Raw genomic sequence first — 16,456 nt, forward strand, 5'->3', positions numbered from 1 at the left:
GCAGCGGGAGGAAACGACATGCCGAGAGAATGGGTGATCGACGCCTATGACGGGTACGAGGGCCTGCGCCTGGCGGCGTGCGAAAAGGGCGAGCCCGGACCGACCGAGATCAGGATGCACATCGAGGCCTTTGCCCTCAACTGGGGCGACATGGACCTGATGAAGGACAATTATTCCTTCAGCTTCGAAAGCTTTCCCGCGCGGATCGGCATGGAAGCCGCCGGGATCGTCGAAGCGGTGGGACAGGACGTGACCGGAATTGCCGTCGGCGCGCGCTACTGCACGCTGCCCTATTTCTACTACAATCGCGGCGCCAGCGCCGACACGCTGGTCATCGACCAGAAATATGTGACGCCGGCGCCCGAGGGCATGAGTGCCGTCGAGGCGGCATCGATCTGGATGCAGTACATGACCGCCTACTACCCGGTCGTCGAACTCGCTGGTGCGAAGAAGGGGGTGAACATTCTGGTTCCTGCGGGCACGAGCACCGCCGGGACCGCCGCTCTGCAAATCGGGCGTCTGTGCGGTGCGACCATGATCGCGACCACGCGCTCGGAACGAAATCGGGACTATCTGATGCAGTCCGGCGCCGACCACGTCTATGTCGACGGCAGCGGCGATCTGGCCGATTTTCTGATGGAGGCGACCCGAGGCGCGGGCATAGATGCCTCGTTCGATCCGATCGGCGGCGATTTCGTCCTGCGCTACGGCCCGGCAATGGCGCGCGGCGCCAAGCTGATGCTCTACGGGCTATTGACCGCGGAACTTCCCAAAATCCCTTATGTCGACATGTGGCAGAAGAATGCCTGGCTGCACATGTATTCGCTGTTCAACTACGTCGAGGACCAGGACGCGCAGGATCGCGGAACGGCCTTCGTCTATAAGGCTTTGACCGATGGGAAGTTGACGCCCAACGTCGACCGGGTCTTCCCGATGGACGCCTATGTCGACGCATGGCGGTATCTTTCCGGGCCGCGCGCAAACTACGGTAAGGTCGTCGTCGATACCGGCAGATGAACCAAATGCCCGACCGGGCGGATTGCTTCTTGGAGCCGGGGACGACCCCCGGGCCTCAGCCGCCCGGTTCATCCGGGAGGTGTTGCGAGAGCACCATGCCTTTAGGATTTGAGGACAATGACGAAACCTGCTGACCCGTTTACGATATCCGTCATCCAGGCGAGCTTGGTTTCGGCGGCCGACGAGATGTTCGCGGTCCTGAAAAAGACCGCGATGAGCCCGATCATCTACGAGGTGCTCGATGTCGGAACCGGCATCACCGACGCCAGGGGCGAACTGGTTTCGTCCGGCGCCGGCATCCCGACCTTCGTCGGCGTGCTCGACAAGGCGGTCAAGCGCATCGTCGAGCTGCACGGGTTCGAGGCGATCCGCGACGGCGACTGCTATGTCACCAACGATCCCTATTATGGCGGCGTCACCCATCTCAACGACGTCGTCATCGCGCTGCCGGTCTTCGCGCATGGCGAACTGGTCGCCTGGACTGCCTCGATCGCGCACTGGAACGATCTCGGCGGCATGACGCCGGGCTCGATGGCGGTCGACGTGTCGGAAATCTTCCAGGAGGGGCTGCGCCTGCCGGCCGTCAAACTGTTCGAGAACGGCCAGCCGCTGCGGTCGGTGTTCGACATCATCGCCGCCAATTCGCGCCTGCCGGATTTCGTCAACGGCGATCTGTGGGCCCAGGTGGCGGCCAGCCGCAAGGCCGAAAGCCGCGTGCGCCAGCTGGTCGAAAGCTACGGGCTCGCCGCCTATCGCGCCGCGCTTGCCGATCTGTTCGAGGAGGGCGAGCGGCGCGGCCTGGCCGGTCTCGCCACCCTGCCGGAAGGCACGTTCACGGTCGAGGAGGAACAGGACGACGGCGCGTTGTGGCGGGCCGCCATCACGGTCAGCAAGGAGCGCTTCGTCGTCGATCTGAGCGGCAATCCGCAACAGCGCGCCGCACCCTACAACACCAGCCGCGACGGCGCCGTGATCTCGGCCCAGATGATCTTCAAGGCGCTGACCGATCCGACCTTGTTCGCCAATGCCGGCTCGTTCCGCGCCCTGGAGGTGATCACCGAGCCGGGCACGATCTTCCACGCCACCGGCACCGCGCCGCACGGCTATTATTTCGAGACCCGCATCCGGCTCTACGACATGCTATGGCGCTGCATGGCCCGGGCGATGCCGGAGCGCCTGCCGGCGGGGCATTTCGCCTCGATCTGCGGCACGGTGATCGCCGGCGATCATCCCGACAGCGGCCGCCGCTTCACCATGGTCGAACCGCAAATGGGCGGCTGGGGCGCGACCGCGACGCGCGACGGGCTCGACGCGATGTATTCGGCCAGTCACGGCGAGACGTTCAACTGCCCGGTCGAGATCTGCGAGGCGCGCTACGGCCTCGATGTCGGCTACAAGCGGTTGCGCGACAGCGGCGAGGGCAAGGGCCTGCATGCCGGCGGCCGGGGCATGGAAACCAGCTACAGGCTGCGCGCGCCGGCGATCATGTCGGCCGGATACAGCCGCGCCCGCCAGCCGGTGTGGGGCGCCAATGGCGGCGCGGACGGCGGCGTCAACGGCCTTGCCGTGCGCCATCCAGACGGCAGCCGTCAGGACTACACCTTCGCCAGCGGCGTGAGGCTGCAGCCCGGCGACGAGGTTCTGGTCGGCACCGCCAATGGCGGCGGCTGGGGCCGGACGCCGGCCTGACGAAAGGACCGGCCCCGGCAAATCAGCGCCATGGCCTGTCAGGAGGGCGGGCGGGGGGCGCATTGCGGGCCTGACATTTGCGCCGTCTTCGGGTATCGCAGGCGCATGCAGTCGATCATTTCCGTCTCGAATCTCTCCAAGACCTACGATTCCGGTTTCCAGGCGCTGAACGGCGTCGACCTGGAGGTCCGCAAGGGCGAGATTTTCGCCCTGCTCGGCCCCAACGGCGCCGGCAAGACCACGCTGATCTCCATCATCTGCGGCCTGGTCAACCGCTCCGGCGGCGCCGTGGCGGTGGACGGGCACGACATCCTTACCGACTACCGCGCCGCGCGCGCGCTGATCGGTCTCGTGCCGCAGGAACTGACCACCGACGCGTTCGAGACCGTGTGGGCGACGGTGTCATTCACGCGCGGCCTGTTCGGCAAGCCCGCCGATCCGGCCCATATCGAAAAGGTACTGCGCACGCTTTCCCTGTGGGACAAGCGCGACGACAAGATCGTGGCTTTGTCGGGCGGCATGAAGCGCCGGCTTTTGATCGCCAAGGCGCTGTCGCACGAGCCGCGCATTTTGTTTCTCGACGAGCCGACGGCCGGCGTCGACGTCGAGCTGCGGCGCGACATGTGGGAGATGGTGCGCGGGCTGAAGAGCTCCGGCGTGACCATCATCCTGACCACGCATTATATCGAGGAAGCCGAGGAGATGGCCGACCGCGTCGGCGTGATCAGCGAAGGCCGCATCATCCTGGTCGAGGAAAAGGCCGAACTGATGCGCAAGCTCGGCCGCAAGCAGCTCACCCTGCAGCTCAAGGAGCCGCTCGGCGCGCTGCCGCAAAGCCTCGCCGAGTATGAGCTGAGCCTGTCCGAGGACGGTCTGGCGCTGACCTACGACTACGACACGCGCGCCGACCGCACCGGCATCACTCGCCTGCTCAGGGCGCTGGACGGCGCCGGCATCCGCTTTACCGATCTCGACACGCGCCAAAGCACACTCGAGGAAATCTTCGTCGACCTGGTGAGGAACGACCGATGAACCATCGCGCGATCTGGGCGATCTACCGGCAGGAAATGGCGCGCGCCTTCCGCACCGTGCTGCAAAGCATCGTGTCGCCGGTGATCTCGACCTCGCTCTATTTCGTCGTCTTCGGCGCGGCGATCGGCTCGCGCATCCAGGAGATCGGCGGCGTCAGCTACGGCGCCTTCATCGTGCCGGGCCTGATCATGCTGTCCTTGTTGACGCACAGCATCTCCAACGCCTCCTTCGGCATCTATTTCCCAAAGTTCACCGGCACGATCTACGAGATCCTGTCGGCGCCGGTCTCGCATCTGGAGATCGTCGTGGCCTATGTCGGGGCGGCCGCCACCAAATCGATGATCCTGGGCGCCATCATCCTGGCGACCGCGACGCTGTTCGTGCCGCTGCGCATCGAGCATCCGCTGGTGATGGTGCTGTTTCTGGTGCTGACGGCCTGCACCTTTTCGCTGTTCGGCTTCATCATCGGCATCTGGGCCGACGGTTTCGAGAAGCTGCAGCTCGTGCCGCTTTTGATCATCACCCCGCTCACCTTCCTGGGCGGATCGTTCTATTCGATCGACATGCTGCCGCCGTTCTGGCGCTCCGTCACCCTTTTCAACCCGGTCTTGTATCTGGTCAGCGGTTTCCGCTGGAGCTTTTACGGCGACGCCGATGTCGGGGTCTGGGTCAGCTTGACGATGACACTGATCTTCCTGGCCGTGTGCCTGGGGATCGTGTCCTGGATCTTCCGCACCGGCTACCGGCTGAAAAGCTGACGCGCGCACGGCGGCTCCAGCCGGCGCTAACTTTCCCGAAAGGTTCTCGCCCGCAAGCTCGGCCTATCGATCGCAGGCGATTCGCGATTCAAGGCCGAGGCCGGGCAGGGACGGCAGGTAGCGGACCGACAGGTCCGACAGCCGCCCGCGGTCCCGGCCGGCGTGTGTGAGGGGAGACTTTGGGGTGAAGGCAGATCACGATTCACAAGGAGACGGCGCGCACAGCGCCCGGGTCGTTGCATTTCCGCTGTGGCGGCGGGCCGACGCGGTGGCGCGCGCCGCAAGGGCGCTGGCCGCGCTCGGCGATCTCGACGCGCGCGACGATTACCGCCACCGGCTCGCGGCGCGGTTTTTCGCCGAGCTCGACGCGCTCGGCCTGAGCGAGGCCGACCAGGACGAGGAGGTCGGCGCGTTCTTCTACGAGGTCGAGTTCGCGCTCGAGGATCTGTTCGGCGAAGCGCTGAAGGACGTCACCACCGGCATGGTCTGACCAGCCGCCGCGCCTCGGCGCGCGCCGATCTCGCGGTCGCGGCGCGGTCACCGGCCGAATCATGTTTTGACAGTCATGGGTAGGGCCGGCGCGGCTTCCACGAAGGCGCGCCGGCCCTGTCGGCGTTAACGATCGGCCCGACCGCGTGTTAACTGTCGCGTGCGCATGTTTGCGTGAATTTTGCGGGAAATAACGAGAATCCGGAGATTTTTCCCCGAATGGGGCGGAAAACCGCATGGGCGGCGCACGATATCGGCAATGCAGGTCGGGCGGCCACGCGAGTGTTAACCGGTTTACCGTTTGTTAAGCATGATCGTTCACAAAGGTTAAGACGCGGCGAGACGGCTGTCCGGCGGAGGCCGGTGGCGGGCCGCAAAGAGATAAATCGGCAGCCTGCGACGCCGCGGGCGAGACAAAAGGGGCCTAGCGTGTCCAGCATTCTGACCAACGCCTCCGCGATGACCGCGCTGAAGAGCCTGCAGGCGACCAACAAGGCGCTGTCGACGACGCAGGCGCGCATCTCCACCGGTTACCGTGTCGCCGAGGCCAGCGACAACGCGGCCTACTGGTCGATCGCTACCACGATGCGCTCCGACAGCAAGGCGTTGTTGACCGTGCAGGACGCGCTCGGTCTCGGCGCGGCCAAGATCGACATCGCCTATACCGGCATCAACAACACCATCGACGTGGTTGACGAGATCAAGGCCAAGCTGGTGGCGGCCCGCGAGCCGGGCGTCGACCGTTCCAAGATTCAGGCCGAGATCACCGCCCTGCAGGGCCAGCTCGTCAGCAATGCCGCCGCCTCGTCCTTCTCCGGCGAGAACTGGTTGTCGGTGGATTCGGATTCGCCCGGCTACAACTCGGCCAAGTCGATCGTGGCCTCGTTCACCCGCGCCTCCGACGGCACGGTGTCGGTGTCCACCATCACCATCAACACCGACAGCGTGAAACTGTTCGATGCCGGGGCCAACACCGTGACCGGCGGCGTCGGCCTTCTCGACGGCGTCTATGACGAAACCACCGGCGCCCTGCACGCCGACCAGACCACCGCCGCGGGCGTCTTCACCGTCGCCACGCTCGACATTGCGGGCCTGACCAACAACGCGGCCGACCTGACCAGGCTCGACAATTTCATCAAGGGCGTGGACGACGCCATCAGCCGCATGACCAAGGCCGCCTCCGATCTGGGCGCGTCCAAGAAGCGGGTCGCTCTGCAGGTCTCCTTCGTCAACAGCCTGATGGACGCGATCGAACGCGGCGTCGGCGCGCTGGTCGACGCGGACATGAACAAGGAATCGACCCGCCTGCAGGCGCTGCAGGTCCAGCAGCAGCTCGGTATCCAGGGCCTGTCGATCGCCAATTCCTCGGTCCAGGGCATCCTGTCGCTGTTCCAGGGCTGATGACGCCGGGCCCCTAAACCTATAAAGGCGAGGCCAGGAGGAGACGCTGGCGCACCGCAGCCTGCCGCGAGGCGGAGCGGCGCATCAACGGCCACATCGCGGCACGCAACGAGGGCACAGGGACACTGAATTGAACCGAGCTGCCGTGCCTCCGACAGGCGGAATCGTGCCCGGTGACTATGTGCTCACCGAGGCGGATTTTTGCCATATCGCCTCGATCCTTCACGATCACGCCGGCATCCACCTGCCGCAGGCGAAGGCCGCGCTCGTCTATGCACGACTGGCCAAGCGCCTGCGGGCGCTCGGGCTCGAGAATTTTCGCGACTATTGCGCGCTGGTGGCCGGCAGCGACGGTCTCGGCGAGCGTCAGAAGATGGTCGCGGCGCTGACGGGCGACGGCACCAAATTCTACCGCGAGGCCGATCATTTCGACCATCTGAGAACGCGCGTGCTTCCCGCTCTTGCGGCACGCGCGCGACAAGGCCAGCCCATCCGGATCTGGTCGGCTGGATGCGCGGGCGGCGAGGAACCCTACACGATCGCGCTGGTCTTGCTGTCGGCGATGCCCGACGCGGCCCGCCACGATGTGCGGCTTCTGGCGACCGACATCGACCCCCAGATGATCCAGCAGGGACGGGCCGCCATCTATTCCGAGGCAGCGCTTGCCGACGTTCCGGCGGATTTGCGGACAAAGTGGTTTTCCGAGCGTGCCGGCGCCGGCGAACCGCGCTGGCAGGCGCACGAGAGCCTGCGCGACCTGATCGCGTTCCGCGAACTGAACCTGTTTGCCCGGTGGCCGATGAAAAAGCGTTTCGACGCGATTTTCTGCCGCAACGTCGCCATCTATGTCGACGCCGCCAAGCAGGCCGAGCTTTGGATGCGCTTTTCCGCGGCGTTGAAGCCGTCCGGCGTGCTTTATGTCGGACAGGGCGAATGCGTGTCGGGCCCGGCGGCAAGACATTTCGCCGCCGACGGACCCGCAACCTGGCGTCGCCTGCCCGGCTGAGGAACGGTCGAGCCGGCCTCGGTTTTCCGCCACGGCGCCCGCTCCCGTTTCGCGACTTCAGCGGCGCTCGAGCGGCCGCGCAAGCGCCGTTGCCCGGCTTGCCACATCAGCCAGGTCCGGCCGCATGCGCCGTATCAATCGGCGATCTCGGCCAGTTCCCGCTCGTGCAGCCATTCGGCATGGCGCGGCGCCCGCTTGGTGCGCGACCATTCCTCCAGCATGTCCCATTTGACGGCATCGAGACGTTTCATCAGCGCCTCTTCCTGCGGATCGGGGCAGGCGAGCTCGACCCGATGGCCGTTCGGGTCGAAGAAATAGATCGAGTGGAAGATCGAATGGTCGGTGACGCCGAGCACGTCGATGCCGTTGGCCTCGAGCCGCTCCTTGAAGGCCAGCAGCGTGTCGCGGTCGGCGACCTTGAAGGCGATGTGCTGGACCCAGGGCGGCGTGTTCTGGTCGCGCCCCATCTCCGGCTTGGTGGGCAGTTCGAAAAAGGCCAGAACATTGCCGTTGCCGGCATCCAGGAACACATGCATGTAGGGATCCGGCTCGTGGGTCGAGGGCACGTGATCCTCGGCGATCGCCAGCACGAAATCCATGTTGAGATTGTTCACATACCACTCGACCGTCTGCTTGGCGTCCTTGCAGCGATAGGCGACGTGGTGGATTTTCTCGATCTTCATCGGCAGGTCCTCCATTAATTTAGTTGCGCTTGTAACTGTTGTATTTGTAACTAACAAGACCAAACGAGACGCGGCGCGCGAATTTGGCGCCGGCGCCGGTCCGGCCTATGATGGCCCGGTCCCGGCTTCCGGCCGGGCTGTCTGTCAAAACGGTCCTTCGGGTGGGAGGTTCGCCATGGGGAGATTGTCGGCCATCGCATGTGCGATCGGGCTTTTCGCGACCACGCCGGTGCTGGCCGACGAGATCCGCGGCAGCGCCTTCAAATCGGGCAACTGGGAAGGCGGGGCCTACGATGCCGATGGCGGGTTCAGCCACTGCGCGATCTCGGCGGCCTACAAATCCGGCATCCGGCTGCATTTCGCCATCGACAAGGACTATTTCTGGCGCATGGGCATGTCGCATGCCGACTGGACCATGCAGCCCGGCGAGAACCTCGCCATCCGCTACCAGATCGACAAGCACAAGGTCGTCTCGGCGACTGCCAAGGTGATCTCGTCCGGTTTCCTGCTGGCCGAGCTGATCGCCAAGGACTATTTGTTCGACCAGTTTCGGCGCGGCCGGCTTTTGAAGGTCGAGGCCGGCGGCCAGCTTTATTCCTTCACCCTGAGCGGCACGTCGCGTGCCCTGGCGCGCACGCTCAAATGCGTCGGGCGCTATCTCGACCATACCGCACCGGTCGCCAGGGCGCCCGCGCCCGCACCGGCCGCAAAGGCGCCGGCGCCGATCGCCAAGACGCCAGCCGCGCCGGCGCCCGCCGCCAAGGCACCGGAAAGAGCCGAAACCCCGGCCGTCGCCGCGCCGCGCTTGCCGGGTTCGGGCGTGCCCAAGACACCGGCCGCCCCGCCCGAACGAGTGGCGGCGGCCAGTCCGCCGGCCAAACCCGCCACGCCGCCGCAGACACCGGCCGCTGAAACCGGCCCGGCCTATGCCGAGTCACCCAAGGACATACTCGATGCGACCCGCTTCGTGATCGCGCTGTTTACCGCGAGCGAGTTCGCCGACCACAAGCTGACCGACCAGGGCGAACTCGACGCCGAGACGCCGGAGTTCCTGCGCCGGGCGGCCGTCGGCTGGACCTCGCCCGATACGCGCGGCACGTTGCATGTTTTCACGGCCGGCGCGGCCGCCGGCACGGTGTTGGCCGACATGATCGCCACGGATTCACGCAAATGCGCCGGCTCGTTCGCGTCCGGCAAGAAACCCGCCGAGGACGACCCGGCGGTTCTGACCGCCTTCACCGCCTGCAAGACGGGCGAGGCCTACGATTTCTATGCCGACTACCTCGCCTTCGAGGCGGGGTCGGGGCAGATCTATCTGATGTCGAGCCTGCAGGCGGGCACGCCGGCGATCAATCGCGAGGTCTCCGGCAGGCTGGCGCGCAACGTCGCGCTGGTCAGGCAATAGAGCGAATAGGGCGCCGTCAGGCGGTTTGCTGCGCCGGCCGCCTGACCTTGTCGGCCGCCTCGGCGACCAGCGGGCTCAGCCCCTCGCCGCCGGCGTCGACGATCTCGAAGAACTGACGCCGCATGCGCGGCTCCCAGAAATCGTTGATGTGTTTGGCCACGCCCTCGGCCGCCTCGGCGGGCGGCATGGTCTCGAAAAAGCGACCGATCTGGTTGGCCATGTAGACGAGCTTGTCCTTGCCGGTGCGCGTTTCGTGCTCAGGCGACATTCTGGCTGGCTCCGTTCCTGATCCGCTCGGGATGGGTGAAGATGTCGAACTCGTCGCCGCGCACCAGCGCGACCAGCGTCATGCCGGCCTCGTCCGCCATGCGGATGGCGAGCGCGGTCGGCGCCGAGACCGCGATGATCGCGCCGGCGCCGATGGCCGCGGTCTTCTGCACCATTTCCACCGACACGCGCGAGGTGACGACGACCGCGCCGCTGGCCCCGTCGATGCCTGCTTTGGCCAGCGCGCCGGCAAGCTTGTCGAGCGCGTTGTGCCGGCCGACATCCTCGCGCGCGGCGACGATGCCGCGGCCGGGGCGGTAAAAGCCGGCCGCGTGCACCGCGCCGGTCTCGGCGTGCAGCGGCTGCGCCTCGGCCAGCAGCCTGGCGGCGCCCGCGATGTCGTCGGCCGAAAGCGTCAGCGAGGAGCGACCGACATCGGCGACCGCGCGCATGGCTTCTTCGATCGATTCGATGCCGCACAGGCCGCAGCCGACGGGACCGGCCAGCCTGCGCCGGCGCGCCTCGAAGCGCCGGTTGGCGGCGTCCTTGAGCCGGATCTGGATATCGACGCCGGGTCCGGCGTCCTCGACGGCGATCGTGTCGATCTCGTCCGGCGCGGCGACGATGCCCTCGGTCAGCGCGAAGCCGAGCGCGAAATCCTCGAAATCGGCCGGTGTCGCCATCATCACCGCATGGGTGGTGCCGGCGAAGCTGAGCGCCACCGGCGTCTCCTCGGGAACCATGCGCGCGGCCGCCCGGTTTGCGCCGGCGCGGCGGGCGATCCGCGAGGTCGAACTCAGCGGCGGCCGGGTCATGACGCGGCCATCCTCATTCCGCCGCTTCCAGAGGCCGGGCGATGCGGCGGGCCAGCCGGGCCTGTTCCTCGTATTCGACCTGCCAGTCGGACGGCCCGTTCGACGGCGAGACCTGGACGGCGGTCACCTTGTATTCGGGGCAGTTGGTCGCCCAGTCGGAAAACTCGGTGGTGACCACGTTGGCCTGGGTGTCGGGGTGATGGAAGGTGGTGTAGACCACGCCCGGCGCCACCCGGTCGGTGACCAGCGCCCGCAGCGTCGTCTCGCCGGCCCGGCTCCTGATCCTGACCCAGTCGCCGTCGCGCAGGCCGCGCTGCTCGGCGTCGTGGGGATGGATCTCCAGCCTGTCCTCGCTGTGCCACACGACGTTGTCGGTGCGCCGGGTCTGCGCGCCGACATTATATTGCGACAGGATGCGCCCCGTCGTCAGCAGCAGCGGGAAGCGCGGCCCGGACTTTTCGTCGGTGGCGACATAGTCGGTGCGGATGAACTTGCCCTTGCCGCGCACGAAGCCGCCAATATGCATGACCGGCGTGCCGGTCGGCGCCTTGTCGTTGCAGGGCCATTGCACCGAGCCCTCGCGCTCCAGCAGGTCGTAATCGACCCCCGCGAAGCTCGGCGTCGTCAGCGCGATCTCGTCCATAACCTGGGCGGGATGGGTATAGGCCCAGTCGAGTCCCATCGCCTGGGCGAGGCGCTGGGTGACTTCCCAGTCGGCCAGGCCGTTTTTCGGCGCCATCACCTTGCGCACGCGGTTGATGCGCCGCTCGGCATTGGTGAAGGTGCCGTCCTTTTCCAGGAAGGTCGAACCGGGCAGGAAGACGTGGGCGTAGTTGGCCGTCTCGTTGAGGAACAGGTCGTGCACGACCACGCAGTCCATCGCCGCCAGGCCGGCGGCGACGTGCTTGGTGTCGGGATCGGACTGCAAAATGTCCTCGCCCTGGATGTAGATGCCCCGGAACGTACCCTCGACGGCGGCGTCGAGCATGTTGGGGATCCGCAGGCCCGGTTCCGGGTCGAGCGCGACGTTCCACACCGCCTCGAACACCTCGCGCGTGGCGTCGTCCGACATGTGGCGATAGCCCGGCAATTCGTGCGGGAAGGAGCCCATGTCGCAGGCGCCCTGGACGTTGTTCTGGCCGCGCAGCGGGTTAACGCCGACGCCCGGCCGGCCGATATTGCCGGTCAGCATGGCGAGATTGGCGATCGCCATCACCGTGGTCGAGCCCTGGCTGTGTTCGGTCACGCCGAGCCCGTAATAGATCGCCGCATTGCCGCCGGTGGCGTAGAGCCTGGCCGCGGCGCGGATCGTGTCGGCCGCAACGCCCGAAACCTTCTCCACCTCTTCAGGGCTGTGCTGCGGCTCGGCGGCGAAGGCGGCGAAATCCTCGAATTCCGACCAGTCGCAGCGCTCGCGGATGAAGGCCTCGTCGAACAGGCCCTCGGTGACGATCACGTGGGCGAGTGCGGTCAAAACCGCGACATTGGTGCCGGGCCTGAGCGGCAGATGGTGCGCGGCCTCGACATGCGGCTGGCGCACCAGGTCGATGCGGCGCGGGTCGATGACGATCAGCTTGGCGCCCGCGCGCAGCCGCTTCTTCAGCCGCGAGGCGAACACCGGGTGGCCGTCGGTCGGATTGGCCCCGATGACCAGCGCGACGTCGGTGTGCTCGACCGAATCGAAATCCTGCGTGCCGGCCGAGGTGCCGAAGGTGGTCTTCAGCCCGTAGCCGGTCGGTGAATGGCACACGCGCGCGCAGGTATCGACATTGTTGTTGCCGAAGCCCTGGCGGATCAGTTTCTGGACGAGGAAGGTCTCCTCGTTGGTGCAGCGCGAGGAGGTGATGCCGCCGATCGCGCCCTTGCCGTACTGGTACTGGATGCGCCGGAACTCGCTCGCGACATGCGAAAACGCCTCTTCCCAGCTGACCTCGCGCCAGGGGTCGGTGATCTTGTCGCGCACCATCGGGTTCAGGATGCGGTCCTTGTGGGTGGCGTAGCCCCAGGCGAAGCGGCCCTTGACGCAGGAATGGCCGCGATTGGCCTTGCCGTCCTTGTAGGGCATCATGCGCACCAGCTCGTCGCCGCGCATCTCGGCCTTGAACGAGCAGCCGACGCCGCAATAGGCGCAGGTCGTGACCACCGAATGTTCCGGCTGGCCGATCTCGATCACCGATTTCTCGCGCAGGGTCGCGGTCGGGCAGGCCTGCACGCAGGCGCCGCACGACACGCATTCGGACTCGATGAACGGCTGATGCATGCCCGCCGACACCCGGCTTTCGAAGCCACGGCCCTCGATCGTCAGCGCGAAGGTGCCCTGCACCTCCTCGCAGGCGCGCACGCAGCGCGAGCACACGATGCATTTGGACGGGTCGTAGGTGAAATAGGGGTTGGATTCGTCCTTCTTCATCCAGCGGAAATTCTCCGCCCCGTCGCCGGCGCGCCGGGCATGGACGTGGTTTTCGCCGTCATAGCCGTAGCGCACGTCGCGCAGGCCGACCACGCCGGCCATGTCCTGCAACTCGCAATCGCCGTTGGCCGCGCAGGTCAGGCAGTCGAGCGGGTGATCGGAGATGTAGAGCTCCATCACGCCGCGGCGGATGTCCTTGAGCTTGCCGGTCTGGGTCTTGACCACCATGTCGGGCGCCACCGGCGTGGTGCACGACGACGGCGTGCCGTTGCGGCCTTCGATCTCGACCAGGCACAACCGGCACGAGCCGAAGGCGTCGACCATGTCGGTGGCGCACAGTTTCGGGATCTGGATCCCGGTTTCCATCGCCGCGCGCATGATCGAGGTGCCTTCCGGCACGGTGACCGAAAACCCGTCGATCGTCAGCGTGACGTCTTTGTCGGCGTCCGATTTCGGGGTTCCGTAATCGATTTCGGTGATCAGACCCATGGGATCGCTCCTGAACCGAATGTCTATCCTGCCGCCTTATCGCGGCGGCAATGGGGAAGGGCGGCGAGGCGCTCGGTCACTCCGCCGCCTCGTTCATCGCCCGGGGACGAAAATCCTCGGGAAAATGCGTCAGCGCGCTCATCACCGGATAGGGCGTGAAGCCGCCGAGCGCGCATAACGAGCCGAACTTCATCGTGTTGCAGAGATCGCTCACCAGCGCGATCTGCGTGTCGGGCGCCTCGCCGGCGGCGATCTTGTCGATCACCTCGACGCCGCGGACCGAGCCGATCCGGCACGGCGTGCACTTGCCGCAGCTTTCGACGGCGCAGAACTCCATCGCGAAGCGCGCCTGTTTGAGCATGTCGGCCGTGTCGTCGAACACCACGATGCCGGCATGGCCGATCAGCCCGTCCTTGGCCGCGAACGCCTCGTAGTCGAACGGCGTGTCGAACAGGGCGCGCGGGAAATAGGCGCCGAGCGGGCCGCCGACCTGCACCGCCTTGACCGGGCGGCCGGTCGCCGTGCCGCCGCCGATCTCGTCGACGATCTCGCCCAGCGTGAGGCCGAAGCCGGCCTCGAACAGGCCGCCATGGCGTACATTGCCGGCGATCTGGATCGGGATCGTGCCGCGCGAGCGGCCCATGCCGAAATCGCGGTAGAACGCCGCGCCCTTGTCCATGATCACCGGCACGGAGGCGAGCGAGATGACGTTGTTGACCACGGTCGGGCGGCCGAACAGACCCTTGTGCGCCGGCAGCGGCGGCTTGGCCCGCACCTGGCCGCGCTTGCCCTCGAGGCTTTCCAGGAGCGAGGTTTCCTCGCCGCAGACATAGGCGCCGGCGCCGACACGCACTTCGATGTCGAAGGCGTTGGGCGAGCCGAGCACGCTGGCGCCCAGAATGCCGGCCGTGCGCGCGATCGCGATCGCGGCGTCCATGACGCGGATGGCGTGCGGATATTCCGAACGCAGATAGACGTACCCCTTGGTGGCGCCGGTGGCGATGCCGGCGATCGCCATGCCCTCGATCAACACGAAGGGGTCGCCCTCCATGATCATCCGGTCGGCGAAGGTGCCGCTGTCGCCCTCGTCGGCATTGCAGACGATATATTTGCGCGCGTCGGTCGTCGCGAGCACCGTTTTCCACTTGATGCCGGTCGGAAAGCCGGCGCCGCCGCGCCCGCGCAGGCCCGATTCCGTCACCTGGTCCACAATCGCGGCCGGCGTCATGGCGACCGCTTTTTCCAGCCCCGCCAGCCCGCCGTGGGCGCGGTAATCGTCGAGCGACAGCGGGTCGGTGATGCCGCAGCGCGCGAAGGTCAGCCGGCTTTGCCGCTTCAGGAACGGAATTTCCTCCGGGTCGCCGAGCCGCAGCGCATGGTCGCCGCCGGCAAGCAGGTCGCCGGCCAAAAGCGCGGGCACGTCGGCGGGCGCGACCGGGCCGTAGGCGATGCGGCCGCGCTCCGTCTCGACCTCGACCATCGGCTCCAACCAGTAGAGCCCGCGCGAACCGTTGCGCACGATTTCGGCGTCGAGCCCCCGTTCGGCGAGCCCGTCGGCCAGAGCGCGCGCGACCTTGTCGGCGCCGAGCGCCAGTGCGCCGGAATCGCCGGGAACGAAGATCCGCGCCGTCACGACCGCACCTCGCGGGCGATCGCCGCGACCGCGTCCCGATCGAGGCGGCCTATCACCTGGCCGTCGACCATCGCCGCCGGCGCGCAGGCGCACAGGCCCAGACAATAGACCGGCTCCAGCGTCACCGATCCGTCGGCCGCGGTCTCGTGAAAGCCGATGCCGAGCAGATCCATCAGCCGCGCGGCGAGCGCGTCGCCGTCCATCGACTGGCACGCCTCGGCCCGGCACAGCTTCACCACGTGTCGCCCGGCCGGTTCGCGCCGGTAATCGTGGTAAAACGACACCACGCCGTGCACCTCGGCCCGCGACAGGTTGAGCGCGTCGGCGATCACCGGCAGCGCTTCCTGCGGCACGAAGCCGAACTCGGCCTGCACGCCGTTGAGAATCGGCAAAAGCGGACCTTCCAGCCCTTTCGTCGCCGCGATGACGGCGATGGTCCGTCCGGCGACATCCGCCGGCGCCTGGGTACCCTGCTGCTGCATGGCGTGCAGCGCCCTCCCTGTTCGGCGCGCCGAAGAGCGGCGCTAAGTGGTTAGGAAACCAGACGAAACCGCCATAATCAATAAAGCGGTTCCGTCGCTTGATAGAAAATTTCTATCAAACATCACTGCCAGCGAACCAATAGGTCAGCGGTCCAGGGCAAGCTTGTCTGTCAGCGCCGCAGTCCCGTTCAAAAGCGGCGCGGCTAATGGCGCACCTGCATGATGGTGCTTGGCTGCACGTGAGATGGTTTTGAGGGACACGCCGCAATTGCGCGTATCTTGCGGAATTGCGACATTGAACAAAAAGGTCGAATATCTTATATGTCTTATGTCAACCAGTGGCAGCGTGCTGTCACTCCAAAAGCCGCAATGGAGCAATCCTGCGCGGCTTTTGCGTCTTTGGGTTCGGGTGCCCAATGAGAGCGATATTTTATATCGACGGTTTCAATTTCTACTATCTCAGGACAAAGAAGCAGCCGCAGTTTAAGTGGCTGAACATGAAAGCGCTTGCCGACCTAATCGTGCAATCCGGCACCACGGTTGACAAGGTTAATTACTATACGGCGCCGGTCTCAGGTAAAATAGATGATGATGCACCAAGGCGGCAGCAAAAGCTCTTCGCAGCATTGCGGACAGAGCCAAAAATTTCCATCCATAACGGTCGTTTTTAATATGCCGAGAAATGGGCTGGTCTGGTGCAGCCGCCAAGGGCGAAGCCCGACGGGTATGTTTGGAATATGCCAGCTCCTGCCGTCGTGTACGTGACCAAAACAGAAGAAAAGGGTAGCGATGTGAATTTAGGCGTTCATTTGGTTCGGGATGCCTTTGTGAATGCGTTCGACGTGGCCTACGTCATCACGAACGATACCGATCTCGTTGA

At 65.9% G+C, this 16,456-nt stretch carries 15 protein-coding genes; 9 read left to right on the forward strand and 6 right to left on the reverse strand.

Going from position 1 to position 16,456, the window contains the following annotated elements; genetic code table 11:
• Positions 1 to 18 precede the first annotated feature (18 nt).
• From EP380_RS00630 to EP380_RS00660, 7 genes are all read left to right on the forward strand, one after another.
• Positions 19 to 1,017, forward strand: a complete 999-nt coding sequence (locus EP380_RS00630) for a zinc-binding dehydrogenase (RefSeq protein WP_127595488.1) — start codon at positions 19 to 21, stop codon at positions 1,015 to 1,017.
• 117 nt (positions 1,018 to 1,134) lie between these two features.
• Positions 1,135 to 2,706, forward strand: coding sequence for a hydantoinase B/oxoprolinase family protein (locus tag EP380_RS00635; protein ID WP_127595492.1), 1,572 nt, complete (start codon positions 1,135 to 1,137; stop codon positions 2,704 to 2,706).
• 105 nt (positions 2,707 to 2,811) lie between these two features.
• On the forward strand, positions 2,812 to 3,738 hold the full coding sequence (locus EP380_RS00640; protein WP_127595495.1) for an ABC transporter ATP-binding protein: 927 nt from the start codon (positions 2,812 to 2,814) through the stop codon (positions 3,736 to 3,738).
• Entirely contained in the window at positions 3,735 to 4,496 is a 762-nt protein-coding gene (locus tag EP380_RS00645; RefSeq protein ID WP_127595498.1) for an ABC transporter permease, read from the forward strand. Before EP380_RS00640 ends, EP380_RS00645 begins: the two co-directional genes overlap by 4 nt.
• A gap of 184 nt (positions 4,497 to 4,680) precedes the next feature.
• Positions 4,681 to 4,986, forward strand: a complete 306-nt coding sequence (locus EP380_RS00650) for a DUF6074 family protein (protein ID WP_106572826.1) — start codon at positions 4,681 to 4,683, stop codon at positions 4,984 to 4,986.
• Positions 4,987 to 5,414: 428 nt separating this feature from the next.
• On the forward strand, positions 5,415 to 6,386 hold the full coding sequence (locus tag EP380_RS00655) for a flagellin N-terminal helical domain-containing protein (protein WP_238719652.1): 972 nt from the start codon (positions 5,415 to 5,417) through the stop codon (positions 6,384 to 6,386).
• A 166-nt stretch (positions 6,387 to 6,552) separates the two neighbouring features.
• On the forward strand, positions 6,553 to 7,392 hold the full coding sequence (locus EP380_RS00660) for a CheR family methyltransferase (protein WP_238719654.1): 840 nt from the start codon (positions 6,553 to 6,555) through the stop codon (positions 7,390 to 7,392).
• Between the two features lie 134 nt (positions 7,393 to 7,526).
• On the opposite strand, the gene EP380_RS00665 is transcribed toward EP380_RS00660, so the two are convergent.
• The gene (locus EP380_RS00665; protein ID WP_106572890.1) at positions 7,527 to 8,075 is read right to left on the reverse strand and encodes a VOC family protein; all 549 of its coding nucleotides are present in this window, start codon (positions 8,073 to 8,075) and stop codon (positions 7,527 to 7,529) included.
• 175 nt (positions 8,076 to 8,250) lie between these two features.
• Between EP380_RS00665 and EP380_RS23690 the strand changes: the two genes are divergently transcribed.
• The gene (locus EP380_RS23690) at positions 8,251 to 9,480 is read left to right on the forward strand and encodes a hypothetical protein (protein ID WP_127595507.1); all 1,230 of its coding nucleotides are present in this window, start codon (positions 8,251 to 8,253) and stop codon (positions 9,478 to 9,480) included.
• Between the two features lie 16 nt (positions 9,481 to 9,496).
• On the opposite strand, the gene EP380_RS00675 is transcribed toward EP380_RS23690, so the two are convergent.
• The 5 genes from EP380_RS00675 to EP380_RS00695 form a co-directional block, all read right to left on the reverse strand.
• Positions 9,497 to 9,748 carry a formate dehydrogenase subunit delta gene (locus EP380_RS00675; protein ID WP_106572830.1) on the reverse strand — a complete coding sequence of 84 codons (252 nt, stop codon included), beginning with the start codon at positions 9,746 to 9,748 and terminating at the stop codon, positions 9,497 to 9,499.
• Positions 9,738 to 10,562, reverse strand: coding sequence for a formate dehydrogenase accessory sulfurtransferase FdhD (fdhD, locus tag EP380_RS00680; protein ID WP_127595509.1), 825 nt, complete (start codon positions 10,560 to 10,562; stop codon positions 9,738 to 9,740). Before fdhD ends, EP380_RS00675 begins: the two co-directional genes overlap by 11 nt.
• A gap of 13 nt (positions 10,563 to 10,575) precedes the next feature.
• Positions 10,576 to 13,461 (reverse strand): formate dehydrogenase subunit alpha, encoded by a 2,886-nt coding sequence (gene fdhF / locus EP380_RS00685; RefSeq protein WP_127595512.1) that lies wholly within the window; start codon positions 13,459 to 13,461, stop codon positions 10,576 to 10,578.
• Positions 13,462 to 13,537: 76 nt separating this feature from the next.
• A complete protein-coding gene (locus tag EP380_RS00690; RefSeq protein ID WP_127595515.1) occupies positions 13,538 to 15,094 on the reverse strand; it encodes a formate dehydrogenase beta subunit in 1,557 nt (518 codons plus the stop codon).
• Positions 15,091 to 15,576, reverse strand: a complete 486-nt coding sequence (locus EP380_RS00695) for a formate dehydrogenase subunit gamma (protein WP_127595519.1) — start codon at positions 15,574 to 15,576, stop codon at positions 15,091 to 15,093. The genes EP380_RS00690 and EP380_RS00695 overlap by 4 nt, the downstream gene beginning before the upstream one ends.
• Positions 15,577 to 15,992: 416 nt before the next feature.
• Between EP380_RS00695 and EP380_RS00700 the strand changes: the two genes are divergently transcribed.
• On the forward strand, positions 15,993 to 16,247 hold the full coding sequence (locus EP380_RS00700) for a PIN domain-containing protein (RefSeq protein ID WP_127595522.1): 255 nt from the start codon (positions 15,993 to 15,995) through the stop codon (positions 16,245 to 16,247).
• The last annotated feature ends 209 nt before the right edge of the window (positions 16,248 to 16,456 follow it).

The sequence above is a fragment of the Nitratireductor alexandrii genome (genome assembly GCF_004000215.1).
Taxonomy (GTDB): Bacteria; Pseudomonadota; Alphaproteobacteria; order Rhizobiales; family Rhizobiaceae; genus Mangrovimarina; species Mangrovimarina alexandrii.

Bases quoted from the DNA above. Each gene is read 5' to 3' on its own strand.
- EP380_RS00630 (WP_127595488.1), top strand. From the start codon at position 19: ATGCCGAGAGAATGGGTGATCGACGCCTATGACGGGTACGAGGGCCTG.
- EP380_RS00635 (WP_127595492.1), top strand. From the start codon at position 1,135: ATGACGAAACCTGCTGACCCGTTTACGATATCCGTCATCCAGGCGAGC.
- EP380_RS00640 (WP_127595495.1), top strand. From the start codon at position 2,812: ATGCAGTCGATCATTTCCGTCTCGAATCTCTCCAAGACCTACGATTCC.
- EP380_RS00645 (WP_127595498.1), top strand. From the start codon at position 3,735: ATGAACCATCGCGCGATCTGGGCGATCTACCGGCAGGAAATGGCGCGC.
- EP380_RS00665 (WP_106572890.1), bottom strand. From the start codon at position 8,075: ATGAAGATCGAGAAAATCCACCACGTCGCCTATCGCTGCAAGGACGCC.
- EP380_RS23690 (WP_127595507.1), top strand. From the start codon at position 8,251: ATGGGGAGATTGTCGGCCATCGCATGTGCGATCGGGCTTTTCGCGACC.
- EP380_RS00675 (WP_106572830.1), bottom strand. From the start codon at position 9,748: ATGTCGCCTGAGCACGAAACGCGCACCGGCAAGGACAAGCTCGTCTAC.
- fdhD (WP_127595509.1), bottom strand. From the start codon at position 10,562: ATGACCCGGCCGCCGCTGAGTTCGACCTCGCGGATCGCCCGCCGCGCC.
- fdhF (WP_127595512.1), bottom strand. From the start codon at position 13,461: ATGGGTCTGATCACCGAAATCGATTACGGAACCCCGAAATCGGACGCC.
- EP380_RS00695 (WP_127595519.1), bottom strand. From the start codon at position 15,576: ATGCAGCAGCAGGGTACCCAGGCGCCGGCGGATGTCGCCGGACGGACC.
- EP380_RS00700 (WP_127595522.1), top strand. From the start codon at position 15,993: ATGAGAGCGATATTTTATATCGACGGTTTCAATTTCTACTATCTCAGG.